Raw genomic sequence first — 25143 nt, forward strand, 5'->3', positions numbered from 1 at the left:
AAGAGGAACCGCTTTTTTAAATCTGCTTCATCGTAATATCCAAAGTGGAAATCCGGTAGGCGATTTGGCGGGGGGTCATGTTCAGCAAACGGGCGGCTTTGGCTTGTACCCAACCGCTTTGCTCCAACGCGGCGATGACCCGTTCGCGGTCATCAAGGTTTTCATCATTAAAATCAACGGATGGCAGTTTTTGCGGCTTGGCGTTCAGTCCGGCTTGTGCGACTACATTTTCCAAGCCGGTATTGACCATCACATCACGGTCGATGCTACCGTTAGGGCTCATAATCGCCGCCCGCTCCAAGCAGTTGGCCAGTTCCCTGACGTTACCAGGCCAATCATGCTTCATCAGAATACGGATGGCGCTTTCTTTGATCTCCAAAGGCCGCCCGCCCTGTTGCTCGGAAATGCGGCGCAGCAAAAACTCCGACAGTTCGGGGATATCTTCGCTACGGTCACGCAAAGCCGGCATGTGAATAGGCATGACGTTAAGACGGTAATATAAATCCTCACGGAATTTGCCTTGGGTTACCTCTTCTTCAAGATTACGGTTGGTCGCGGCAATAATGCGCACATTGACCTTAATGGTTTGCGACCCGCCGACCCGCTCAAACTCGCCTTCCTGCAGGACCCGCAGTAACTTGGCTTGGAAAGAAGCCGATATTTCGCCAATTTCATCCAAGAATAAAGTGCCGTTATTGGCCAGTTCAAAGCGGCCTTTGCGTTGGCTGATCGCCCCGCTGAACGCACCTTTCTCATGACCGAACAGTTCCGATTCCAACAAGGTGTCCGGCAAGGCGGCACAATTGAGTTTGAGGAATGGCCCGCTGGCGCAACCGGAATTGAAATGGATGGCGTTGGCGACCACTTCCTTACCCGTGCCGGATTCGCCGCGCACTAAGACAGTGGTATTCCATTTGGCGACTTGCCGGATCAGGTCGAACACTTTCAGCATCGGTGGCGAATGGCCGATAATATTCTCAAAGCGGTAGTTTTTTATCAGTGCCTGTTTAAGCTGGTCGCGCTCGCTTTGCAGATGCAGTTGCTTGCGTTCGATAACCCGCAAGACTTTGACGCTTTGCGCAATCAGGTTAGCGATCATCTCCAAAAAGCGGGCGCGTTCGCCTAAAAACAAACTGTTATCGGGCTGGGCCGCCAACACGCCAATCGTGTCGCCTTGTTCGATGTAAATAGGCGAGCCGATAAACGGCAGTTCCGGGTCATATAAGCCTAAACGGCCTAAGAAACGCGGCTCGTCTGCGACTTTCTCTACCACCAGGGTACTGCCAGCATCCAGTATTGCCCCCATTAGGCCTTCACCAGACTGATAACGGATAGGCTGCTTAAGCGGGCTGCTCGCATCGGTGTGTACCACACTGACAATCAGGCTGTTACTTTCTATTTCCTTAAGGGTGATCATGCCAGAACGCATCCCCGAGCGTTTATGCAACAATTCCAGCACGGCTTGTAATTTGGCGTGCAGATCATGGGTGCTATTGAGGATTTGGCTGATCAGATACAAGGTATCCAGCTCCGCTTCAATCAGTTGGGTGCGATCAAGCATCAGATTAGTCCTCCAAGCTCCTGTCTATGTAAAGGGAAGCTGATTTTGAAGCGGCAGCCTTGCTCATAATTAGGGTCTATATCAATAAACCCCTGATGTTGGCTGACAATTTCCTTCGCTATCACCAAGCCCATGCCCGCTTTTTGTCCGCCCATTGCCCGGGTCGTGTAAAAAGGCTCAAAGACTTTACTGCGTTTTTCTACAGGAATGCCCGGCCCTGTATCCTCAATATGTACATAGATCAGATCGGCATCGGCATAGGTGCTGATTTTTATACGTTGTTCGGTGGAGTTTCCAAAACCGACCGCCTCAATGGCGTTATCTAATAATTGGTTGAATAATACCCGCAAACGGCTTTCAGAACCTAAAATATTCGGCAGTTCCGCCAGCGGTTGCCAATGCACGTCAATGCCGTTACTCCAGATACGTTGGTCGCTGAGCAATAATACTTCATGAAGAATCTGGTTAAGGTTGACCGGAATGATAGCGGTTTGGAGGATTTCAGGGATACAGTTTTGCATGGTCGCAATCGCTTCTTCACCCGATTGCTGGATTTGTTGCAAAATTTGCAGCAGTCCAGGATTTTGCCCATCACCTTTGTGCCGTAAAATTTGCTCAGCGGCTTTGATTTGATTCATCGGCATGTGGATTTGATGGATAGCCCCCAATAACGTTTCACGGATGCTGCGTACCCGTTCATCTTCGGACATTAAGGTTTTTAAGGTTTGGATATTCAATTCCTCCATTTGTCGCCGTTGCCGGGTAATGTCGGTAATAGTCAGGATAAGATATTGCTTAGAAGCGTTTTCAAAAAAACTGTCGGCATGGACTTCGTTTTCCTTAAACCAATTGCCCGCGCAGGAAAACCAGCGCGACCTACGCCCAGCTTTGCCTTCCACCCTGAATTCACGGTTATTAAAACCTTTCTCGTTCGCTTGCAGGTCTGTCCATAAGCCGCCCATTTCCTCACGCAATAACTGTAAAAAATAGGCGGCAGGCTCACCTTTGTCCAGGTCGCTGACTAGTATTTTATAATTGTGATTGTCCAGTATCACCTTGTCTTGATCATCAATGACCACCATGGCAATCGGAGAAGAATTAATCACCGATTCTATCAGTAATTTTTGGTTAATGACTTTTTTATCCGCTTCATGAGCCTGGGTAATATCATGGTGCATCCCGATATAATGGCTGACCGCACCTTGGGCATTGAGCATAGGCGCGATGGTCAGGTTGGCTATATAGCGATGCCCTGACTTATGGCGGTTACATAAAGTGCCACGCCAGACTTTTTTGCTGCGGATGGTATGCCATAAGTCGTAGTACACCGTTCTGGGTGTGCGTTTGTCGGAGAGTATGGATTCGTTTTTGCCGAGAATATCTTCTGGCTGGTAGCCTGTGACTCTGGAAAACTCTTCATTGACGTAAAGGATTTTGGCTTTTTTGTCGGTGATGGAAATGGCGATGGGCACTTGCTCCACCGTCTCGACAAACAAGCTGTAAGGCATGGTGCCACCATTAAGGCCATCCGCATCGGTAAACAAATCAGGGATCAGTTCGCCAATGACGTTTGCCATATTGGTATGCGCCTGTAAAAACAGTAAAGAGGATTTTTTCATATGACGGCCTAGTCTGAAGAAGCTATAGATAATTATTAAGCAATTTTAACGCCAGTAACGGCATGGTGATGGCCATAGCGTAAGCTAGATGGATGACTTTTGGGTGTTTGTCAAGCAGATAAGCTTGCCAGTCTTGCCCCCTATTACTCTGCCCTTACTTGCACAATTATTCAAGCACTACTTATAGTTTGTCGGGTTTGCGACAAAAACTTTCTTTCCGTCTTGTCCGGTGTCCTACTTAGAACAGCTGAACCCTGCCCATTATCAGGCTTATGTAGCTGTTTAGCGGAGCAAATGGAGTTTTAACCCTATTGGCATGGTTACTGCTTTTAATTAAGCAAAGCCCTATCAATCGTCTGGACACTACAGTGAGTGAATATCTGCTTCTTCTATTAGGCACAGCATTGGTGAACAACGTCGTGCTGGTCAAATTTCTAGGTTTATGCCCGTTTATGGGGGTGTCGAAAAAACTCGATTCCGCTTTAAGCATGGGGTTGGCGACGACTTTTGTGCTGACCTTGGCGGCCATGACCAGTTGGTTATTGGAACATTTTATCTTAGCGCCGCTGCATATTGAATTTTTGCGCATCTTAGCCTTTATTTTGGTGATCGCCGCCGTCGTACAGTTTACCGAAATGGTTGTGCATAAGACTTCACCCGTACTCTATCAGATTTTAGGCATTTTTTTGCCGCTGATCACCACTAATTGTGCGGTATTGGGCGTGGCGTTACTGAATGTGCAAGAGCAATACGGTTTTATGCAAAGCCTGATTTTCGGTTTCGGCTCCGCCCTAGGCTTTACCTTGGTGATGGTGTTGTTTGCAGGCTTACGCGAGCGTCTTGCTGTGATGGCCGTTCCGGTATTGTTTGCCGGCACCCCTATCGCCTTTATCACCGCCGGGATATTATCTTTGGCTTTTATGGGCTTTGCAGGGCTTTATACTAAATGAGTACACCGTCAACAAAAAGCGACAGGAAAACAGCATGTATGTGTTATACGCCATTGTCAGTTTGACTTTATTGGGGCTGGTGTTAGGCCTTGCGTTGGGGATTGCCGGCAAATATTTAAAAGTTGAGAGCAGTCCGCTGGTGGATGAGCTGGAAGCCATGTTGCCCGGTTCGCAATGCGGGCAATGCGGCTTCCTTGGTTGCCGTCCCGCTGCCGAAGCCTTGGCGGAAGGTAATGCGCCGGCGACCATTTGCCCGCCCGGCGGCAGTACCTTAGCCGAACAGATTGCGGCACTTTTGGGCTTGGATCTGGATTTAAGCGCGGTCAAAGAACCGGAATTGCTGGTCGCTAGAGTCAGTGAAGCCACCTGCACGGGCTGTACCCGTTGCTTTAAGGTTTGCCCCACCGATGCCATTGTCGGTGCCCCGAAACAAATCCATGCCGTGGTTGCCGATGCCTGCATAGGCTGTAAAAAATGTGTTGAGGTCTGTCCAACCGAATGCCTGCAAATGCACCCGATCGAAATCACGTTGCGTAATTGGCGCTGGGCTAAGCCCACCATCAACCCTGCGGGTAACGCCTTATGTTAAGCTTCTTTACCAAAGCGCGTATCCGTGGTGGTGTCCATGCCGAAGAACACAAAGCCATTACGGCGACCCAAGCTATCGTCACTGGTTTCCCGTTGCCGAAAACACTGTATATTCCCCTCCAGCAACACGTCGGCAAACCTGCCGAACCGCTGATTAGGGTAGGCGAACAGGTTTTGAAAGGGCAATTGCTTGCCTACAGCCAAGGCTTGATCTCTGCCCCTGTCCACGCGCCCAGTTCCGGGGTGATTCTGGATGTCAATGACTACCCTGCCCCGCACCCGTCCGCTCTGCCTATCCGCATGATTGTACTGGAAACCGATGGCAAGGATCAATGGCTGGAGCTACCTGCCGTGGCTGACCCGTTCCAGTTAGCCCCCGAAGACATCAGCTTGCGGGTGGGGGCGGCCGGCATTGTCGGCTTGGGCGGGGCAACGTTCCCGACTGCCGTCAAGCTGAATATGGGGCGGGAAAACCATATCGACACATTGATTATCAACGGTGCGGAATGCGAACCCTATTTAAGCTGTGATGACCGTTTGATGCAGGAGCGTAGTGACCAGATCATTGACGGGGTGCGGCTGATGCTGCACGGCATGGAAACCGGGCAGGCGATAGTGGCGATTGAAGATAATAAACCGCAAGCTTTTAATGCTATGCTGGCATCGGCGCAGGCTTATCCTAAAATTACCGTGATACAAATCCCTACCCGTTATCCTATGGGCTGGGATAGGCAACTAATCGGTTATGTGACAGGCCGCGAAGTGCCGGTAGGTTCACGTTCTTCAGAAGTCGGCGTAACCATCCATAATGTCGGCACCGCTTATGCTACGCATAAAGCGATACGCTATGGCCAGCCTTTGGTTAGCCGGGTACTGACCGTCTCCGGCGGCGCGGTGGGGCGGCCTATGAATGTGGAAGTGCCTTTGGGGACATTAATCTCCGAAGTGTTTGACTTTTGCGGTGTCGATGCCCGGCAGACCGCCCGTATCATTATGGGTGGCCCCATGATGGGCGACGCCTTGCCGCATACTGGCTTGCCGACCGTCAAAGCCACCAGCGGCCTGTTGGCCCTAACTGCTAGCGAGCTTAAAGATACCGATGAACAACCGTGTATCCGTTGCGCCAGTTGCGTCAGCGTCTGTCCTGCTGGATTGCGGCCTTTAGATATGGCGAATAATATCCGCGTCAACCAACTGGATGCCGCTGTTGATATAGGCCTGAAAGACTGTATCAGTTGCGGTTGCTGCTCCTATATTTGCCCGTCCAATATCCCTTTGGTGCAGTATTTTAAATATGCGTCCGGCGAAGTCGCCGCCCGGCAACAAGCCCAACACAAGTCTGAACAAACTAAACGCCTGATGGAAGCGCGTAACACCCGTCTGGAGCGTATCGCCGAGAAACAGCGCGAAGAAGAACAGGCGCGTATCGCCGCCAAATTGGAACGGGAACGCCTGAAAGCCGAGCAGGAGGCCAGCGTATGATGATACTCAGCAAACCTAACAGCGGTGCCCACATTGGCGCTAACAGAAGTGTCCGCCAGATTATGTGGCAAGTCATCTTGGCCTTATCGCCCGCCACCGTCTTTGGGCTGTGGTGTTTTGGCTGGCCTGCCCTCAACCTGTTTATCATTACCGTCACCTCAGCACTATTTTTTGAAGCGTTCTGTATCCGCTTGCAAGGCCGGGCGGCTAAGCCCGTGCTGATGGACGGCTCGGCATTACTGACCGGATGGCTGTTGGCGATGACCTTGCCGCCGTGGGCGCCGTGGTGGATAGGTGTGGTCGGTTCCGGGCTCGCCATCATTTTAGGCAAGCAAGTCTATGGCGGCTTGGGGCAGAATTTGTTTAATCCGGCGATGTTGGCGCGGGTGGCCCTGTTAATTTCCTTCCCTATTGAAATGACCACTTGGGCGAACGTTTCGCCGCTGTTCTTTAGTCATTCGCCGGGGCTGGCCGAGAGCTGGCATATCACTTTTTCAGGGTTGGATAATCTGGACGCTTACACCGGGGCGACCACCCTAGGCTATATTAAAACGGAATTTTCGCAAAACCGCGTTTTAGCGGACATTATGCAAGATTATTCGCCGATTCTGAGCTTTATTGGCTGGAGCCGTGGCAGCTTGGGCGAAGCCTCAACGCTATTGCTGGCTTTAGGCGGTATCTGGTTGATCCGCGCCAAAATCATCACTTGGCATATTCCGGTGGCCTTACTGGCGACTGTCACCGTCTTGGCCAGTATTTTCCATTTGGCCGATAGCCAACATTATATCAGCCCCTTTGTGCATCTGAATTCGGGGGCAATGATGTGTGTGGCTTTTTTCATCGCCACCGATTATGTCACCTCTCCTAACACCGCTACCGGGCAATTGGTGTTTGGCGCGGGTTGCGGCTTATTGATTTTCGTTATCCGCACTTGGGGCGCGTATCCCGAAGGCGCCGGGTTTGCGGTGTTGCTGATGAATTCGGCGACCCCGCTGATCGACCACTATATCCGCCCGCGCATTTACGGACGTGACCGCAAAGGCAAGCCGCTGGAAATCCCCAAACCGTAACGTCCCCCTTGCTGACAGAGCGCACACCATGAAACCAGAACCCTCCCTGACCGAACGCCTCACCGTGCAAGCCGCTTACTATTGGGAGTGGCTAAAGCGTTGGCTGGAACCTGCGCACTTGGCACAGTTACGGCCTTTGCTGACTTTTCAAACCGGCATCTTGGCAGGTTTTGCATTGCTTGCCAGTGTGTTGTTGGGTTTGACCAATTGCAGCACCCAAGACTTGATCCAACAGCGCTTGGACGATGATTTAAAAGCCTCGTTGGCCGAAGTGCTGCCTGCCGACATGTACGATAATAACCTGCTGCAAGACACCAAGACCATCCCGTCCGACACCTACAATATCGCCGCGAATGAGACTTTGGTGTATCTGGCGAAAAAATCCGGCAAAGTCACCGCCGTTTGTTTCAAGCTGACCGCCCCCGACGGTTATTCAGGGGCAATCAACATGATTATGGGCATAGACCGCGACGGCGCTGTCTTAGGTGTGCGTGTCTTAAGCCATAAAGAAACGCCGGGCTTAGGCGATAAAATAGAAGTCGGCAAATCCAATTGGATACTCGACTTTGTCGGGCGTTCTTTAGAAAACCTGAACGCCGCACAATGGGCTGTAAAAAAAGATGGTGGCGTGTTCGATCAATTTGCCGGTGCCACCATCACCCCGCGCAAATCCGTCCAAGCTATTTATCGTGGCCTGCAATTGTTTAAAGCCCACCAAGCAGAACTTATTAACCCTTAAGTCGAGGACTAGGCCATGTTTCTATCAGAAAACTACCGAAAAATCGCCAGCGACGGTATATGGAACAATAATATCGTCTTCGGGCAAAACTTGGCCTTATGTCCGCTGTTGGCGGTCACAGGAACGGCGACGAATGGCTTAGGCATGGGGTTGGCGACCCTGGTGGTCATTACCGCCTCGAACGGGCTGATTTCCCTGACCCGCCATTTAATTCCCAGCGAAATCCGCATCCCGATTTTTGTCTTGCTGATTGCCGCCTTAGTGACGCTGGTGGATATTTTAATGAACGCCTGGGCGCATGAGTTGTATAAGGTGCTAGGCTTATTTATTGCCTTGATCGTTACCAACTGCGCCCTATTAGGCCGTGCCGAGGCCTTTGCTTCCAAACAACCTGTCAAAGAGTCCTTATGGGATGGCCTAATGATGGGCTTAGGTTTCACGCTGGTGTTGGTCGCCTTAGGGGCGGTGCGGGAAATCAGTTCGGCAGGTACTTTATTCGCCCATGCCTCGGTTTTGCTGGGCGAATCGTTCCGGTTTTTGGAAGTGACGGTCATCTCCGACTATAAAGGTTTTTTACTGATGGCCTTACCGCCCGGCGGCTTTATTATGCTGGCGTTTTTAATTGTCGGCAAACGCCTGATTGACCAAAAGCTTGCGCAAAGAAAAGTGCCTGCCGAGGTGTTAACCCCAGCGATTATTGATTAAGAGGTGCCATTATGAATGTCGGAGTCTGTTACGCCGAAGTGGATAGGCAATTATGGATGCGTTTGGAAGTACCCGAACACAGTACCGTTGAAGAAGCCATTAACTTGTCGGGCGTATTAAAACTTTATCCAGAAATAAACTTAGCCACCCAAAAAGTCGGCATCTTCGGCAAAATCGCCACCCTGAGTACGCCTGTACAAGATGGTGACCGTGTAGAAATCTATCGGCCTATCACCGCCGACCCGCAACAAGTGCAGCGGCGGCGACGTTAGTTTTTGCTTACTTTAAGCGAAAAATATGATAACTAGCCCGCAAAAGTAAAAAAAATTATCTTAAACCGCTAATAAAAAGATACAATCCTCTTTAGCGACTCAAAATAAACCGTAAGTTGTTAATTATTAACATGAAAAATGGTATTAATCCACAAGATGCCAAACTTGTTTTTTAGCGTCTGCCCGGAATTAGTTGAGTCTGCTTAAGCGCATATCCAGGATAAGGCCCTGCCGCTTTGTCCTAGAGTGCCCATAATAATTAGAGGAGTATAAGCGATGAAAGATAAGCGATTTGATTTTAAGGCCTTATCCAAGGCGACAGCTGTGGCCGCACTCATGGCCGCACCATGGTCTGCCGACGCAACCGTCACCACCTTCCCGCAAGGTTGGTCGGCCAGCGACAAAACCCAGTTTTATAGCCTAGACCAAGGTTCCGAACTGATGCCGTTAAACTGGATGGTCGCGTTAAAGCAAGCCGATGGCCGCCCATTTATGGCGGACAGCCTTAGCCGTTACGGGTATTTGCCTAATGAAGCCAGCGTCCAACATTTACCAATAGGCTTTACCGTAGCCCACGCGGGTGACCAAGGCCAAATGTTGGGCATGACCTGCGCCGCTTGCCATACCCGGCAGATAGAGGTTAAAGACAGTACCTACCGTATTGACGGTGGTCCGGCTATTGTTGACTTCCAAAGCTTCGCCGCCGATTTGGACACTGCGGTCGGCGTGGTGGTCAATGATGACAAGGCCTTTGCCGAATTTTCTCTGACGGTGTTAGGCCCTGATGCCGACCAGGTTGAACAGCTACAGCTAAAAGCCGATGTCGCGGCGTGGTATCAGCGTTATCATACCTTAATGGATAGGGCTTTGCCTAAAGACAAGCCTTGGGGGCCATCGCGTTTAGATGCCGTGTCCATGATTTTTAACCGCCTGACCGGTTTGGATATCGGCACATCCGCCAATCATATTATCCCCGAAAACATTTATCGTGCCGATGCCCCGGTACGCTACCCTTTCTTATGGAACGCCCCTATCCAAGACATGACCCAATGGCCGGGCTTTGCTGATAACGGCAATAATATTCTAGGCCTAGCGCGTAATTTGGGCGAAGTGTATGGCGTGTTTGGCAGCTTTTATCCGAAAAAATCCAGTTGGCGCTTATTAGGTGTGGATTATCTGCACAAAAACTCTGCCGACTTTAACGGCTTGGATAATGCCGAAAGCTTGATCCGCAAATTGCAGCCGCCTAAATGGCCGTGGGCAGTCGATAAAGACTTGGCAGCGGCGGGTAAAAAAGTATTTGATCTGCCTAACGATCAAGGCGGCTGCGTCGGGTGCCACGGCATTACCAAAGGTAAGACCCGCTTTTTGTTACAACAAACGTGGGCGACACCTATCTTAGATGTAGGCACCGATACCAGAGAATATGCTGTCCTTGCGCGTACAGTTAACACAGGCGTGTTGGTCGGTGCGAAAATCCCCGCCCTGACCCCACCGCTCCAGCAAACCGATACGGCCTTTAATGTCCTCGGCCTGTCGGTGATAGGGGCTATTTTGCAACATTATGAATCAGTGGCGGTCACCCCGGCGGTACAAGCGCACCTGACAAAGGATGTGACAAAAGTGGAAGGGCTACTTAACCATATAGAGGCCGACATTTCACCGTTCACGCCGATGACTGCTGATCTTAAAGGCGCGTTCCATCAGTCCGCACCGCAAGCCACCGCCGCCGCTGCGCCTTCTTATGCGTATGAATCACGCGTCTTGCAAGGGATTTGGGCGACCGCGCCGTATCTGCATAACGGTTCGGTACAAAGCTTGGCCGATTTGCTAAAACCTGCTACCGACCGTACGGCGGCATTTGCCATAGGGCCTGAGTATGATCCGGTCAATGTCGGTTTGGCCAGCAAACAAACCAAGTTCGGCTATACCTTGCAAACTACCGATTGCAGCCACCGCGATTCCGGCGACAGCCGTTGCGGACATGAGTTCGGCATCCAACTGTCAGACAGTGATAAAAAAGCCTTATTGGAATATTTGAAAACGCTGTAGGTTTTATCGTCCCAGACTGGCGGATGTCATCTGCCAGTCTGGTTTAAGGTGTTGTTACAAAAATGAGAAATTACGCAGTGAGATAGGCTGAAATTTTGGCTTGAGATGTGTGCGATGGCTGGTATCTATCACTGAAGTTAAGCTTGAGCGGTAAATTAATTCGTAATCTGCATAATTAATGCTTTAAACTCATATGGTTTTGTCTGGCTAAAATAGCTAACAGCCGGATGGAGCTAGAAATTCCGGCTGTTATTTTCAACCCCTAATTAATGATGACTGGTGGCCGTACCGCCTTTGCCATCAGGAATACCGATACTGACGTTTTGCATCATGCCTTGGTCTTCGTGGTCAAGAATATGGCAATGCAGGACGAATTCGCCGATATAACGCTGATAACGGGTACGCACAACAATCGTGTATAGGCCGTTTTGTGCGGTATCAGGCGGAATCAGGCTCTTTATCCACAGCGTATCTTTCCATACACCTTTCAGGCCGGGATATTGTGGGTCTACCGTACCGCCCCCATTATCGACCGACCCCAAAGCGCTGACATCTTTACCGCTAGGATCAAGGATTTTAACGATTTGGAATGGATTGACATGGATATGGAACGGATGGCTGACAAAATTGGACTGCAATGTCCATTCATCAACACCGCCCAATATCAGGTTACGGTCAATCCGGGCCGGATCATAAGGTTTAGGATCAAATTGCGCACCAATGCCATTGCTAACCTCAAATTTAGTCGGGGTAGCGGATGTGTCGATGAAAAATGACAAATCTTGTTTGCCGGTCACTTCGCTATCTTTAATGTCAGGATGAGGGATGAAGCTAGTCAGTTGCAGATTGTTTTTAAGATCGGCGATGATTTTAGGTTTAACGGATGCGGGCATGGTGTATTCGGCGGCGGCCACTAAGGCTGTCGTCAGGTAGTCATGGATGTTAGTAACTGGAATGCCAGAACCTGCCAACACGATACCCAACAATTGTCGGCTTTCGGCGGTTTGGCCGGGGCTGCTGCTTGCCGGTGCCGAAGCATCGACCACGCAATAAGAACCGGCTTCTGGGAATACGACCAGCGCATCGTTACGGTAACCGGGCTGTAAAGTGGACAGGGTCGTTTGTTGGGCGCCAGCCATAGTCAGGCCATCAGCGGCGATGACGTGATAAGGGACGGGATCGCCTACGCAATAATCACTGATATAGCGGTCAGCATCGGCAGCTTTTAGGCGATTGGCAGAAGGTGCGCCGACTTTCAGTTTACGGAATTCTAAGCTGATGGTATTGCGTACCCCGGCATGGATAAGCCGCCAGCGTTCGATTTCTCCGGCTTTAGCGTTAAACAAAGGCAAGACCTTGCCGTTAATGCTGGTGTAGCGTCCTGAGGTAGCCCATGAACTTGGGCCGAAATTAGCATAAGACTCAATCACTCCCGTGCTGTTTGTGCAGTCCCAAATATTGCTGGTATTATCGGGGCAGTAATACTGGATTTGTTGTAAAACCAGAATGCGTTCGCTTAAGGAAGCGCCATCCGGTTTTTTCAGCAAGGTATCAATATCGCCGTTAGTTTGTTCGCTAGGTAAACGGTTGCCGCGCACGATCAGTGCCCCGGCCATACCGCTGGAGACTTGCAGGGCAGTAGAGCCATGCCGATGGCTGTGATACCAGAACGTGCCCGACGGGTGGTCAGGGGGGATGTTGTATTCATATTGGAAGCTAACCCCTGGATTGATAGACAGCAGTACGTTATCGCTATTGCCGGTTGGGCTGACCCATAAGCCATGCGAATGCAGATTAGTGCCGTTGAAGCAATGTGGCGTGTTAACATCGCCCTGTGCATCGGTACAGCTTGGGTCGTTAGGCAATTGGTTATTTAAGTTGACACGCACTGTGTCGCCTGGGGAAACTTCTATCGTTGGGGCGACAAACGGGACGTTCGGATTAGTATCCGTCCCCCGGTAGCTGCGCAAATGCACCTTATCGTTGGTGCCGGTCGCCGGATTGTAAAGCATACCATCCGTATAAACGATATTGAGGTCAAGCTGCTTTTCCGTTATAGCGGATCCGGCGGCTTGCGGCACAGCCATTAAACCGAGGCGCGGCGGGGCTTTTCTAAACTTAAGTAAGGGCGGGTTTTCTATAACCCGCTCCCCGTCGGCCCATGAAGGCAAGGCGGATAGGGTAAGATAAGCGGCCATGACCGCAATCATCGCTTTAACTGGCAGCGGTCTGTCAGTTAACGTACTGTTGGGGTTTTTCTTCAGTGTTCTCGACATGTTAATAACCTTTTTATTATGGCCTTTAAAACCATGGCGTTACCACGGCATAAGGCTCTATTAATTATGGCGCCGTTTATAGGACGGGGTAAGCTTGGGCAATTTTTGCCCCCTGTTTATAATGGACATTCGGTTGGGCGGTAAAGCTAACATTACTGGCAGACTCAAACAGGACGATAATGTCAGAACCGCCAAATTGAAAATATGACAGTTCTTCGCCTTTGCGTAAGGTCACGCCCACTTCGGCGGTAATGATGACGGAGGACACTTGCGCCATGCCTATCGGCAGTACCGCCACTAGACCAATCGGGGTATCCAGCACTACTAAGCCACGGGCTTGGGCAAACTGATAGCCGGCATTATCGGGGGCATCGAAGGCACGCTTTCCCACCAAACTACTGCAACCTTCCGGATCATCTTGTATAGGCACGGCCTGCACCTCCAGATAAACCTGCCCTGGAATAACCCGCGCTTCCACAACTTTACCGCCGACTGGGGCATGTTGGCGATGGTAATCGCTCGTGTTAAGAAAGCTGTGCATAAACATACCGTTGGTAAAGCGGTCTTTATACGCGCTGCCTTCCAGCAATTCTTCTATGCGCCAATGCAAATTTTTCACAGTGACTTGTGAATCGGTACGGATTTCCCATTGCCCTGCAAAAGTGGCATCGGCAGGCGAGACAATGACGTGCTGGTCGCACAGGGCGGCAACAGGGCGGTAGCCTGGCTTGTAATTGCGGGCAAAAAATTGGTTAAAGGTTTTCCAATCACCGTGCGGACGGAGATAATCGCCCATATTGTAGTTAGGCGACTTATAAAACGAGGCGAGAGACTCGGGGGTCAGCGAGTCTGGGGTATCTAAAAACTCACCCATAGCTTTGGCATAGTTGACCATCCATGCCGACAAATCCGTCAGAGGAGGTGCTATATCATGCGGCAGGACTTTATTTTGCAGCCCTAGCACAGGTGGCTGATCAAGAATGAAATAGAATTCGTACAGGCGGTTATAAATTTCTTTGCCAGGGTAGTTTTCGCTTGGGACCCAATAGAGTAATTCGTTCATCCAAGCCAAATAATCTTCGAGGTTTTTTATGTCTCTAATTTGCCTGACGTTTTGTTTATGGGCATTGTTAATAGCTTCATTGAACTGGTCGGCCCACTGGTGGGTGGCGATGAGTTCGGCTAGTTCTTTAACCACTGGGTGTATGGGCTGCATTGCCATATTCTCCTAATAGAAGTAAAAGTTACCAGAACCTTAATAACGAATGCCGAATGGTCAAGGTATTAAGCGTATTAAGGTAGAGGCACAGTTGCCAAAATGACAACTGTCTTTTACATTAGCAATTTATTTTTATAAATTCTATTAGTTATTACCGAATAAAAAGGGAATATTCAACACAATTGTTTTTATTGTCTATATCTTATTGATTTTTATTGTTTGTTCTGTTCGCAATAAAAGCAAAAATAGGTAAGCTTTAGTCAGAGAGTAAAAAAATATTTTGTAACCATTCACCTACTCCCACCTTTCGAAAGATGGAAATCTTCCGAAAAGCACCGTAACTTATTGATATTTTCTTTCGGAATCACAAAAAAGAGTGAAAATCCGATTAAAATTTTGAAAATTACGCTCAAATAGGAGATGGGAGTAGGTGAACGGTTACGGCATAATTACTGTCTCCAAGAATGCTCCATGGCCGCAATGGTGACATCATGAACAGATTGCTGAGAAACGGGCCGTTAAGCTTACTTTTGCTCGCCCCACTACTGACTAATGCCGCCGCCAGTACGGATGCTGCTACCCAGATTATTGTCATCAAAGCCAACTGTTTTGCCTTCCAACCCGCCAAAATTGCGTTAAAAAAAGGCCAGACCGTCATTTTAGAGCTGAGCAGCACCGATAAGCGACACGGATTTTTCTTGCCTGATTTTGGTATCCGTGCTGATGTGATGCCAGGCAAAACAGTCCGTATTCGCTTTACGCCCGACAAAATAGGGACATTTATCTCCGTTGCGATATTTTTTGCGGCGATGGCCATGAAGAGATGGTGGGGGAAATTATCGTCCGGCAAGAGCTGTAGGCAGTAATTTAGGCTTTACGTTCCCACGCGGCTTCTTAGCACTTTGGCGGCTTCAACCATACGCGTTAAAGAGGTTCTGACATCCTGCCACTGCCGGGTTTTTAGCCCACAATCGGGATTTATCCATAACTTATCCGCCCCGATCCGCTCCCCGGCTTTTTCCAGTAGGGCGATCATGTCTTCGGTGCTGGGTATATTGGGGCTATGGATGTCATAAACCCCTGGGCCTATTTCGTTTGGGTAGTCAAAACCGATAAAAGCTTCCAATAATTCCATATTAGAACGGGACGTTTCAATAGTAATCACGTCGGCATCCATATCGGCAATGGCGGCAATAATATCGTTAAACGCCGAATAGCACATGTGGGTGTGGATTTGGGTGCTGTCGCTGACCCCGCTGGAACAAATGCGGAATGCCTGTACCGCCCATTCCAGATACGCTGGCCAGCGCGATTGCTTAGGCGGCAAACCTTCCCGGAAGGCTGCTTCGTCGATTTGGATAATTGGGATACCGGCCCGTTCCAAATCGGCCACTTCCTCGCGCAATGCTAAAGCCAATTGGTAGGCGGTAGCCGAGCGCGGCTGGTCGTCACGCACGAAAGACCAGTTCAGCAAGGTCACGGGGCCGGTCAACATGCCTTTCATGGGTTTGTCGGTCAACGCTTGGGCGTATTGGCTCCACCGTACGGTCATCGCCCGTGGACGGCTGACATCACCGTAGATAATCGGCGGTTTGACGCAACGGGAACCGTAAGACTGCACCCAACCATGGGCAGTAAACAAAAATCCCGCCAATTGCTCGCCGAAATATTCCACCATGTCATTACGTTCCGCTTCGCCATGCACCAAGACATCCAGGCCTAAAGCCTCCTGCTCGCGCACACAGAATGCAATGGCTTGCTCCATCTGGTCGATGTAATCAGCCTCGCTAAGCAAGCCACGCTTAAAATCGGCGCGGGCCTTGCGGATTTCCGGCGTTTGCGGGAAAGAGCCGATGGTAGTGGTCGGATAATCGGGTAATTTAAGCTTAAGGCGTTGTTGCCCGCGCCGGATTGCGAACGGTTGCGCCCGTTGTGCCAAGCTACCATTAAGCGCCGCGACGGCGGCCTGTACGGCGGGATTATGGATAAGCGCCGATGCGCGGCGGGTTTGCTGGGCGTTAGCCGCAACCGCCAATTCGGCTTCTGCCGCCTCCGGTTTTGTTAAGGCCAAGCGTAAGGTCGCCAATTCGGCCAGTTTCTGCCGGGCAAAAGCCAACCACGCCTTAATGCCCGGCTCTAAAGCCGTTTCGGCTTCCAGATCAATCGGCACATGCAGCAAAGAGCAGGATGGTGCCAGCCATAGCTCGCCGTGAAAACGTCCCCTAACCGCCGTAATGGTGTTAAGGGCGGCGTTTAAGTCGGTGCGCCAGATATTGCGCCCGTCAATCAGCCCTAAGGACAACACTTTATGGCTGGCGATATTGTCCAGCACCGCCGTTAACTGTTCAGGAGCCCGTACCAGATCAATATGCAGCCCGGCAACAGGCAATTTGCAGACGAATGAAGTCTGCGCCCCCAAGTCGCCGAAATACGTCGCCAACAGCACTTTGACGGGAGCGCTTTGCAGACGGTGGTACACGGTTTCAAAGGCATTGATCCAAGCAGGTGGCAAATCCAGCACCAGAATCGGCTCGTCGATCTGCACCCATGTTACGCCTTGCCCGGCTAGACGGCGCAAAATGTCGCCATAAACAGGTAGCAAGCGGTCGATTAAGTCCAGCTTATCAAAATCGCTGGTGGTTTTTGCCAGCCATAACCAAGTCAATGGTCCTAATACAACGGGTTTCGGTGAATAACCCAAACCTTGCAGTTCGGCAGTTTCGACAAACAATTTATCGCTGGACAAGGTGAAGCGTTGCTCCGGCTGCACTTCCGGGACCAGATAATGGTAGTTGCTGTCAAACCATTTGGTCATTTCGCAAGCGCGATAAGGCTTGCCGTCCGCCGCCTGCCCGCGGGCCATCCTGAAATAAGTGTCCAAGCCGCTGGCTGTACCGAAACGTTCAGGAATGACCCCCAACATGACGCTGGTGTCTAAAACGTGGTCATAATAGGAAAAATCCCCCACGGGGATAAAATCCAGGCTGCTCTCGGCTTGTAGATGCCAATGCCGTTCACGGATGGCGGCGGCGACCCGGCTTAATTCCTCCTGACCGCATTCGCCACGCCAATAGCTTTCCAAGGTGAATTTTAACTCACGGTCCGCGCCCAATCGCGGGAAACCGAGGTTGTGAATAGTAACCATCAATAATGCTCCACTTAGTATTTACAAGGAAACACTATTCTAGGGCTTGTCATCTGTGAAAAATATTGATAGTTTCTCACTATTTCATGAGGAATATTCATCGGTATGGAATTAATCCATTTGCGCATTTTATTGGCCTTGAAACAGCGTGGCACTTTGAATGCCGCAGCCGAAGAGCTGCACTTGACCCAATCGGCCTTATCCCACCAGATGAAAAATTTGGAGCAACGCCTAAAGGTTGTGCTGTGGCGTAAACAAGGACGTACTTTAGTGCTGACCCAAGCAGGCAGATACCTGTCCGAGGTAGCCGAATCAGTCATTGCCACCGTGACTTCCGCCGAACAGCACCTGAATTTGTTGGCGGTGGGCAAAACCGGGCAACTGACTATCGGCATCGATTGCCATGCCTGTTATGAATGGTTCCGCACCATACTCCAACCGTACCTGCAAGCTTGGCCAGATTTGGCGATTGAAGTGACTTCCCGTTACCGTTTCAATGCCTTCGAAGCTATCCGGCAGTACAAGCTGGATGCGGTGTTGACTTCTGATCCTTTATTTAACGGTGGCCTGCATTACCAGCCTTTGTTTGACTTCGAGCTGGTGCTTATCGTCGCTAAAACCCACCAGTTCGCCGGACTTGGCGAGATTGAGCCGGCCGATCTGCAACAGGAGACCATTTTGACGTATCCGGTCGCCCGTGAGCGCTTGGATATGTTCAGAAAAGTCCTGCAACCTGCCGGTATTGAAGCGTTTGCCCATGTCACTGTCGAAGAAACCGATATTATGCTGCTGCTGGCCGCCAGCCAGCGTGGCGTTTGCCTGTTGCCGGATTGGCTGCTCGCCGATCAGGCCAAACATCCCGATGTGGTGAGTTTACGATTTAAAAACCTACCCTTAACCAAAACCATGTATTTGGCAACACGTCATGAAGACGTGCAACTGGACTATATCCAATGGCTAATTGGCCATGCTGCCCGGACTAGCGCGACGGTCAGGCCAGTGGCCTAAGGAAAGTAAGGGCGGCACTGTGTCAAAATGGCTATTTCATCCCTCACCTATTCGTGACATGATAGCCACTTTTACTGTAACCAATGGGCGTACTGCTTTGCTTCGTCGGCGAACGCAAACATACCCGTTATGTGCTTAAGCTTGAAATATAGATGCCGTCACTCATTAAGCGACATAGAGCGGAGTGCAAAGGTCTTTAGCCTTTTTTGTGAAAAATATAGACTAGCCATGATTTAAAGGAAACCTATAAATTTAAATTTTCAATATATTGATTTTAAAAAGTAAAAATTTTTACATCACTCCATATTGGCATGGTTTTCAAAAAGTCTTTTCTGTCAATGCGTAACTTCTATAATGGTACATTCTTAAAGAGGCCTTTATGATTACCTCAACCACGACTAAAAATAAAAACTCGACTCTGTTGATCTATCCTTCAGAGCCGTTGGAAATTGATTTCGGCGATCTGCTGAAACCAATGAATGGCGATGATTTTTTCTATTTTTGTCAGCGGCACAAAGATTTGCGGATTGAAATGGATCAGTTTGGAGAAATAACCATTATGTCACCCACAGGCAGTGAAACTGGCGGAATAAACTTTGAGTTAAGTGTAGATTTTGGCGTTTGGGTACGAACAGACGGCACAGGCAAAGGCTTTGATTCTTCAACAGGCTTTATTCTGCCCAACGGAGCCAAGCGTTCGCCAGATTTGTCCTGGATAAAACTGGAAAAATGGCTTGCCATACCCGCCGAAAAACGCAAAAAATTTGCGCCGATTTGCCCTGATTTTGTCGTCGAAATCCGCTCCGAATCCGATTCGCTAACCAAATTGCAAGGAAAAATGGCGGAATATATCGAAAACGGCTCAACGCTTGGCTGGCTGCTCGACGTGAATGATAAAAAAGTCTACATCTACCAACAAAACGTACCCATTCAGATACTGGACAACCCAAGCGAAATATCCGGCGAACCGTTGCTAAAAGGCTTTAATTTGCAGATGAAAGGTATTTTAGGTTAGAAAAACAAACGGACAGAAAAGCATTGCCCGCTTTGCATTATTACAATTTTCTGATTGAACCGGATTATGAGGTATGCTCAATGTTTTATATCCAATTGATTTGGTATCAACGAGTTTTTGACCACCCATAATGCGGTACAATCAGTTTTTATCGATGCCCTAACTTATTGAGAAGTTACTTTTTATGCTTGTATAAAATTGATTTTAAAAGCTTTTAATTTATATGCGTTTGCCCGGGGGCAGCGCCAATCCGCTGCAATGACGCTATCTTAAACTAGGCTAAATATTGTCTGGACAATGGGGTCTCACTTAACTGAGCGAATATGGATGACAAAAATAATTCTTACCACTGAACAAGATTACCAAACAATTCAAGCTGAGCTCAACGCCGGCAAAAAACCTTCCAAAACCTTGCGGTTTATGGTGCAGGCCTTAGAAAATTACCGCCAAGCCAGAAAATACGGTTGGTCAAGACCTTGGAACAAGTACGGTGTGGTCAATTTCCAAAGCTTTCGCCTAAATGATAGTGATGCTGAACTCCGTCAGTTGGCGGTGCAGGTGATTATGGCCGAATGGCCGCAATTGCCCGATGCTCCGCGCCACTTTATTGATGAACTGTTAAACAGCGCAACAAAGCCTTTAGGATTTATTTTTTTCCAGGAATACACCGACAACGGCCAGCACTTTGAAGGGGTAGTAGTGAGTTATGGGCGCATCAATAAAGACAGTCGCAGACACCGCGACCGCTTGGATCTGATACTAGAATCCCCTGTCAGTCAGGGTATCAGTACCGGCTTAGCCAGATTGAGGATTTATGTCGATCCCTTTAATGACGAGGGCAAAGAACCGTTATGGCAAGGGCATATTGATAAGCCAATACAGCCGGACACCCAGAGGTTGTTTGCCTATCTGGCGGATTTGTCTTGGGTTTGGGCGGAGGATAAGAGCCGCATCTGGCAACATTGGATAACCGATTATATTGATTACTTCGGCCCTAGGCAGTGGGTGATGCAAAAAAGTTATTTCTATATTCCGGGCAATTCTGCGGCACGGGCGGTTTTTGCCGATACGCCTTACGAAAACGAGGCGGGATAACCGGTATGGATTTTGTTATTTCGGTCATCCATCCTGTGGCAGACTTTGCCGAAGCCACGGCGTTTCTCTGCGACACTCTAGGTTTCCAATGCCAACAGGCAACGGCGGAAGCGGTTATTGTTGATAATGGTAGCCTTGCCGTCAGGTTAGTGCCTGCTAAGGATGCTGTACAAAGTAGCTTGCATCTGGAATTGCACAGCCAAAATCTGGCGCTAACCACCGACGCGTTGCTGTCCTTGCCAAATGTCAGCCTGATAACGCGCGACATTACTATCAGCCCGCAACGGCTTGAGAGCCGTATCCAAGGTCCGCAGGGCATTGTCATCATTGTCGCCCAAGCGTTTAACGAAGACGAATTGGAGATTATGCCGCCCTTGCCCATGTCGTTGCTATGGGATGACGATGCGGAACAGTGTGTCAAACAGATGTTACGGCTGACACCGCTGGGTTTCCGTGAAGCGGCAAGAACCCGTATAACCGAGCAGGCAGAAATGTTAGCAGGCGAAGAGGCGGCCATTACCGTCACTATCGCTAACGCCGTCCGGGCTTTGGCGGAGGTCACGCCAGCGTTCCAGCATCCTGCTTTGGTGTCGGCATTGCAACAACACGGCATTGAGCCAGCCCCGCATTTTAATGGGATGGCACAATGATACCGCGTTTATTAAACAAAACCTTACATTGGTACCGTATAGCGTTAGCGATGCGGCGGCTAAAGCGGGTGGACTCACCCACCCGCAGACATGCCCAGCAAACGTTAGCCTTACTCCTTGCCGATTCGCGCGGCTTGGCGATGAAAATAGGCCAAGTCATGGCAGGCAGTGCCGACAATAACGCTTTTCAAACACTGGTCACCAGCATCGAGCCTTTGCCTTTAAGTGCCGTACAAAACAGTCTGGGAAAGCCTTTGGTACAAGCCCTACAAGCGATAGAGGAATCGGTAGCGGCGGCTTCCTTAGGGCAAGTCCATCGTGCCCTACTTCATAATGGCACGGAGGTCGCCATAAAAATCCGTTATCCGGGTATTGTCGGCAGTATCAAAGCGGAACTCAAACTCAGTGCTTGGCTACCTAGTGTCGGCCCCCTCAAACGTTGGCAATTTAATGTCAACGATTACAAAACCATCCTACACCGCCAACTCCTGCGCGAAACCGATTACCGCCTTGAAATGCACACCCAGCAGCGTTTTCAACAAACGCTCAGCGTGCCGGGCTTGTTTATTCCGCCAGTCTATCCTGAGTTCTGCTCGGAGGCGGTGCTGGTGCAAGCCTGGGCAACAGGTAGCCGTTTCAGCGAGGCGTGTACTTGGTCAAAACAGCATAGGCTGGAAATTGGCCGAACCTTGCTGATGCTGTTGTGGCAAAGCCTGTTTGTCCATGGCGAAGTGCATGGCGACCCGCATCCGGGCAATTATCTGTTCCGGCTGAATCCGCAGGGCAACGCCGAAACGGTCTTGTTGGATTATGGTTGTACGGTAGTGGTCGCCCCGCCACGGCGGCTGGCGTTATTGAAGCTGATGGATGCCTATCATAGCGGCCAGCCGATTGATGCCTTCCGCTGTTTTGTCGCAATGGGCTTTAACGCCGAAAAACTGGCACATTTACAGGTAAAAATGCCCGGACTCTGCCAGATTCTATTGCGGCCCTTCTTATCGCCACGGCCTTTTCAGATGCAAGAATGGCAGTTAAGCACGTCTTTACAGGCTTTGCTGGGCGAACAGCGTTGGTGGTTTAGGGCGGCGGGCCCGGCTGACCTGATGCTGTTGTTACGCGCGTTTCACGGTGTCAGCCAACAATTGGCGCAACTGGATGTCGCCCTGCCGTGGTGGCCGTTGTTGCAAAACGTGGTCGGGCAAGAGCTGTTGGCACAAGCCCGCGCTTTCGAACTGCCTCCCGTTAGTGCGGACGATAGTTTAAGCGCTAATAGCCACAGCCATGCGCAACGCTTATGTATACGGATGACGGAACACGGAAACACCGTTATCGCTATGGATTTGCCCGCCGAAACCGCCGCCGATCTGGAATCGATTATCCCATTGTCGGTGCGGGAGCAGATAGTGGCAGCAACAACCGTCGACATTGCCGGGCTAAGCCGTCGTGTGCAACGTGAAGGTATCGTGCCGCAAGAGCTGTTTAGTGTAGAGCTTGGGCAGCAACATTGCCGGGTCTGGCTGGAGTAAAGGCTAAAAGCTGTTCGGTTCGGCCATGAACGGCTTTAGCCCTCCTTAGATTACTAGTGACTTAACCACCTAATGCCGGATAATCGGTGTAGCCTGGCGCACCCGGTGTATAAAAAGTCGCAGGGTTGGCCGCATTCAACGCCGCACCCGCTTGGATGCGGGCCGGCAAATCGGGGTTTGCCAAGAAAGCCCCGCCAAAAGCCACGGCATCGAGCTTCCGGTCGGTAATCGCGGCGGCGGCTTCGGCGGCATCATAGCCCATATTGCCGATCAGCGTACCTTGATAATGGGTGCGCACCGGGGTCATGACATCGCCGCTTTGTTGTTGGAAAAAATCACCGCGCATGACATGCAGATAGGCCAGGTCAAACGCATTCAGGCGTTGCGCCAACCACGTCACCAAGCCCACCGGATCACTGTCGATCATGCTGTTATAGCTGTTCAACGGGGAAATGCGCAAACCTACCCGGTCGCTGCCCCAAACCTCACACACTTGCGCCAGCACTTCCAATAACAAGCGGGCGCGGTTTTCCAGCGGGCCACCATAAGGGCCGCTACGTTTGTTCGCCCCATCGCGTAAAAACTCATCCAGTAAATAACCGTTCGCCCCATGTACTTCAACCCCGTCAAAACCTGCCGCTTGGGCATTTTGCGCCGCCTGCTTAAAGCCCGCGATGATAGCGGGCAGTTCGTCATCATGCAGTTCGCGCGGTAGCACATAAGGCTGTTTGCCTTCGGGGGTGTGGACTTCGTCACCCGTAATGGCAATGGCGCTGGGTGCGACCGGTTGCGCTCCGGCATTTAATAAGGGATGGCAAGCCCGTCCGCCATGCCAAATTTGCAGGAATATCCGCCCGCCAGCGGCATGGACGGCATCGGTCACGTTATGCCAGCCGTCAATTTGGGCGGGGGAATAAATACCCGGCTCATGCCAGAATGACGAATTGCCCGCCATTGCCATGGTCGCTTCGGCAATAATCAATCCGGCACTGGCCCGTTGGCTATAATAGGTCGCCATCAATTCGCCGGGGATATGTCCGTCTTCGGCGCGGCAACGGGTTAATGGTGCCATCAAGATACGGTTAGGTAGCGTCAGACTACCGACTTGCAAAGGCTCAAACAAAGTGTGCATAGTTTACATCCCGATTGTGGTGAAAAGTTGGGTAAGAATACGGCGGGTAAATCCCTGTCACCAACAGCCTTAGCTTTTGGCGCTTAAATTTTTAATAATTTCTTCCAAGGGCACCAAGTTAAGCTTGATTCTGAACAGCACCTCCTGATTTTCCAGCAAACCGAAACACTCATAAGTACGCAAGAGGATGCGGGTGTGGTTAAGGGTATTGTCTTTAGATTCGGGTAACTGTTTGACTAACACATGGACTTTATCATTGTTTTTTAGTTGCTTGACCAGCAGACGGTCAACTGAAATGTCATGCGAGGTGTACACCATCGGATTAGCTTTAAAATCATGCCGCTCCAACCGGGCTTTTTCCAGCAAAACCCCCGAAGTCAAACTGCACGGAAAAATTTCCGGATAATGGGTAAACTGGGTTAACTCGTCAAAATAATCCGATTGCTCGGCTAAAGAGCCGGACAGAAAGTTTTTGACGTTACCGTTGTGCAGCCATTTACGCTTTAGAAAGAACTCGCTATCCGGTACAAAGGTTTTGTCGGGTAGGCTATTCAAATCCGGCAAGGCACTTAAATCAGTATCGGTCAAAAACAATGGCTCTTGGGTTTCTTTTTTATAACCCAGTAAAATGGTTTTGCCTTGCGATTTTATGCTCACCCGATTGGTCAAGGTCAGCTTAGGGATAGTGCTGATGAGGGTTTTTTTAATGTCTAACGACATTTCTTGCCTAGGTCTTAGGGCATTAACAAAAATGGTCTGGTAATTACTGAAACGTAATTGTTTGTCGGCGATAATCTCATCTTCATGATGCGCTTCACGGTACAAGCGCATTTGGTATTCGATCAGGGTGTTCAACTGAAACCCCAACACTATCGGGCCTTTAAAGGGATTATGGGTAATCTCCAACCATTTATGCTTGTCGTGGAAGAGGTTAAAATCGTCAGAAGCGTTACGGGCCACTTCGATGTGTATTTGTTCAAACGTAAACAAGTTTTCTTTCATCGTCTAATTGTTATTAATTATGGTGCCGCTACGGCTA

At 50.0% G+C, this 25143-nt stretch carries 21 protein-coding genes; 14 read left to right on the plus strand and 7 right to left on the minus strand.

The window, feature by feature from the left end; all coding sequences use genetic code 11:
- Window positions 1–16: 16 nt before the first annotated feature.
- Entirely contained in the window at window positions 17–1561 is a 1545-nt protein-coding gene (nifA, locus tag AADEFJLK_RS20310; protein ID WP_088618910.1) for a nif-specific transcriptional activator NifA, read from the minus strand.
- Window positions 1561–3180 (minus strand): nitrogen fixation negative regulator NifL, encoded by a 1620-nt coding sequence (gene nifL, locus AADEFJLK_RS20315; protein ID WP_088618911.1) that lies wholly within the window; start codon window positions 3178–3180, stop codon window positions 1561–1563. The genes nifA and nifL overlap by 1 nt, the downstream gene beginning before the upstream one ends.
- 368 nt (window positions 3181–3548) lie before the next feature.
- On the opposite strand from nifL, the gene rsxA reads away from it, so the two are divergent.
- The 8 genes from rsxA to AADEFJLK_RS20355 all read left to right on the plus strand — a co-directional run bounded on the left by rsxA (window position 3549) and on the right by AADEFJLK_RS20355 (window position 11038).
- A complete protein-coding gene (rsxA, locus tag AADEFJLK_RS20320) occupies window positions 3549–4130 on the plus strand; it encodes an electron transport complex subunit RsxA (protein WP_088618912.1) in 582 nt (193 codons plus the stop codon).
- Window positions 4131–4164: 34 nt separating this feature from the next.
- A complete protein-coding gene (locus tag AADEFJLK_RS20325; RefSeq protein ID WP_103975558.1) occupies window positions 4165–4719 on the plus strand; it encodes an RnfABCDGE type electron transport complex subunit B in 555 nt (184 codons plus the stop codon).
- Window positions 4713–6200 carry an electron transport complex subunit RsxC gene (gene rsxC, locus AADEFJLK_RS20330; protein WP_103975559.1) on the plus strand — a complete coding sequence of 496 codons (1488 nt, stop codon included), beginning with the start codon at window positions 4713–4715 and terminating at the stop codon, window positions 6198–6200. Before AADEFJLK_RS20325 ends, rsxC begins: the two co-directional genes overlap by 7 nt.
- The gene (locus AADEFJLK_RS20335) at window positions 6200–7270 is read left to right on the plus strand and encodes an RnfABCDGE type electron transport complex subunit D (protein ID WP_408630488.1); all 1071 of its coding nucleotides are present in this window, start codon (window positions 6200–6202) and stop codon (window positions 7268–7270) included. The genes rsxC and AADEFJLK_RS20335 overlap by 1 nt, the downstream gene beginning before the upstream one ends.
- Before the next feature lie 28 nt (window positions 7271–7298).
- A complete protein-coding gene (gene rsxG / locus AADEFJLK_RS20340) occupies window positions 7299–8009 on the plus strand; it encodes an electron transport complex subunit RsxG (protein WP_088618916.1) in 711 nt (236 codons plus the stop codon).
- A gap of 15 nt (window positions 8010–8024) precedes the next feature.
- Window positions 8025–8714 carry an electron transport complex subunit E gene (locus AADEFJLK_RS20345; protein WP_088618917.1) on the plus strand — a complete coding sequence of 230 codons (690 nt, stop codon included), beginning with the start codon at window positions 8025–8027 and terminating at the stop codon, window positions 8712–8714.
- Between the two features lie 11 nt (window positions 8715–8725).
- Window positions 8726–8986 (plus strand): RnfH family protein, encoded by a 261-nt coding sequence (locus tag AADEFJLK_RS20350; RefSeq protein WP_088618918.1) that lies wholly within the window; start codon window positions 8726–8728, stop codon window positions 8984–8986.
- A 276-nt stretch (window positions 8987–9262) separates the two neighbouring features.
- A complete protein-coding gene (locus tag AADEFJLK_RS20355; protein ID WP_211299288.1) occupies window positions 9263–11038 on the plus strand; it encodes a di-heme-cytochrome C peroxidase in 1776 nt (591 codons plus the stop codon).
- 266 nt (window positions 11039–11304) lie between these two features.
- Here the strand turns inward: AADEFJLK_RS20355 and AADEFJLK_RS20360 are convergent, their stop codons facing one another.
- Together AADEFJLK_RS20360 and AADEFJLK_RS20365 are read right to left on the minus strand one after the other, a co-directional pair.
- Window positions 11305–13314: a multicopper oxidase family protein gene (locus tag AADEFJLK_RS20360; RefSeq protein ID WP_103975560.1), complete on the minus strand. Its 2010-nt coding sequence runs from the start codon at window positions 13312–13314 to the stop codon at window positions 11305–11307.
- 76 nt (window positions 13315–13390) lie between these two features.
- Window positions 13391–14530: a phosphatidylserine decarboxylase gene (locus AADEFJLK_RS20365; RefSeq protein WP_103975561.1), complete on the minus strand. Its 1140-nt coding sequence runs from the start codon at window positions 14528–14530 to the stop codon at window positions 13391–13393.
- A gap of 494 nt (window positions 14531–15024) precedes the next feature.
- Between AADEFJLK_RS20365 and AADEFJLK_RS20370 the strand changes: the two genes are divergently transcribed.
- Window positions 15025–15399, plus strand: coding sequence for a cupredoxin domain-containing protein (locus AADEFJLK_RS20370; RefSeq protein WP_249028100.1), 375 nt, complete (start codon window positions 15025–15027; stop codon window positions 15397–15399).
- A gap of 8 nt (window positions 15400–15407) precedes the next feature.
- On the opposite strand, the gene metE is transcribed toward AADEFJLK_RS20370, so the two are convergent.
- The gene (gene metE, locus AADEFJLK_RS20375) at window positions 15408–17678 is read right to left on the minus strand and encodes a 5-methyltetrahydropteroyltriglutamate--homocysteine S-methyltransferase (RefSeq protein WP_103975562.1); all 2271 of its coding nucleotides are present in this window, start codon (window positions 17676–17678) and stop codon (window positions 15408–15410) included.
- A 105-nt stretch (window positions 17679–17783) separates the two neighbouring features.
- On the opposite strand from metE, the gene AADEFJLK_RS20380 reads away from it, so the two are divergent.
- From AADEFJLK_RS20380 to AADEFJLK_RS20400, 5 genes are all read left to right on the plus strand, one after another.
- Window positions 17784–18686, plus strand: a complete 903-nt coding sequence (locus AADEFJLK_RS20380; RefSeq protein ID WP_103975563.1) for a LysR family transcriptional regulator — start codon at window positions 17784–17786, stop codon at window positions 18684–18686.
- Window positions 18687–19065: 379 nt separating this feature from the next.
- Window positions 19066–19701 carry a Uma2 family endonuclease gene (locus tag AADEFJLK_RS20385; protein ID WP_170065195.1) on the plus strand — a complete coding sequence of 212 codons (636 nt, stop codon included), beginning with the start codon at window positions 19066–19068 and terminating at the stop codon, window positions 19699–19701.
- Window positions 19702–20028: 327 nt separating this feature from the next.
- Entirely contained in the window at window positions 20029–20796 is a 768-nt protein-coding gene (locus AADEFJLK_RS20390; protein ID WP_103975564.1) for a hypothetical protein, read from the plus strand.
- A 5-nt stretch (window positions 20797–20801) separates the two neighbouring features.
- On the plus strand, window positions 20802–21446 hold the full coding sequence (locus AADEFJLK_RS20395) for a DUF2621 family protein (RefSeq protein WP_088618924.1): 645 nt from the start codon (window positions 20802–20804) through the stop codon (window positions 21444–21446).
- Window positions 21443–22972, plus strand: a complete 1530-nt coding sequence (locus AADEFJLK_RS20400) for an AarF/UbiB family protein (protein ID WP_103975565.1) — start codon at window positions 21443–21445, stop codon at window positions 22970–22972. The genes AADEFJLK_RS20395 and AADEFJLK_RS20400 overlap by 4 nt, the downstream gene beginning before the upstream one ends.
- 61 nt (window positions 22973–23033) lie before the next feature.
- Here AADEFJLK_RS20400 and AADEFJLK_RS20405 read toward each other — a convergent pair whose 3' ends face one another.
- Both AADEFJLK_RS20405 and AADEFJLK_RS20410 read right to left on the minus strand, forming a co-directional pair.
- A complete protein-coding gene (locus AADEFJLK_RS20405) occupies window positions 23034–24104 on the minus strand; it encodes an alkene reductase (protein ID WP_103975566.1) in 1071 nt (356 codons plus the stop codon).
- A 69-nt stretch (window positions 24105–24173) separates the two neighbouring features.
- Window positions 24174–25106: a hypothetical protein gene (locus AADEFJLK_RS20410; RefSeq protein ID WP_103975567.1), complete on the minus strand. Its 933-nt coding sequence runs from the start codon at window positions 25104–25106 to the stop codon at window positions 24174–24176.
- Window positions 25107–25143: the final 37 nt, after the last annotated feature.

Source organism: Methylovulum psychrotolerans, assembly GCF_002923755.1.
Lineage (GTDB): Bacteria > Pseudomonadota > Gammaproteobacteria > Methylococcales > Methylomonadaceae > Methylovulum > Methylovulum psychrotolerans.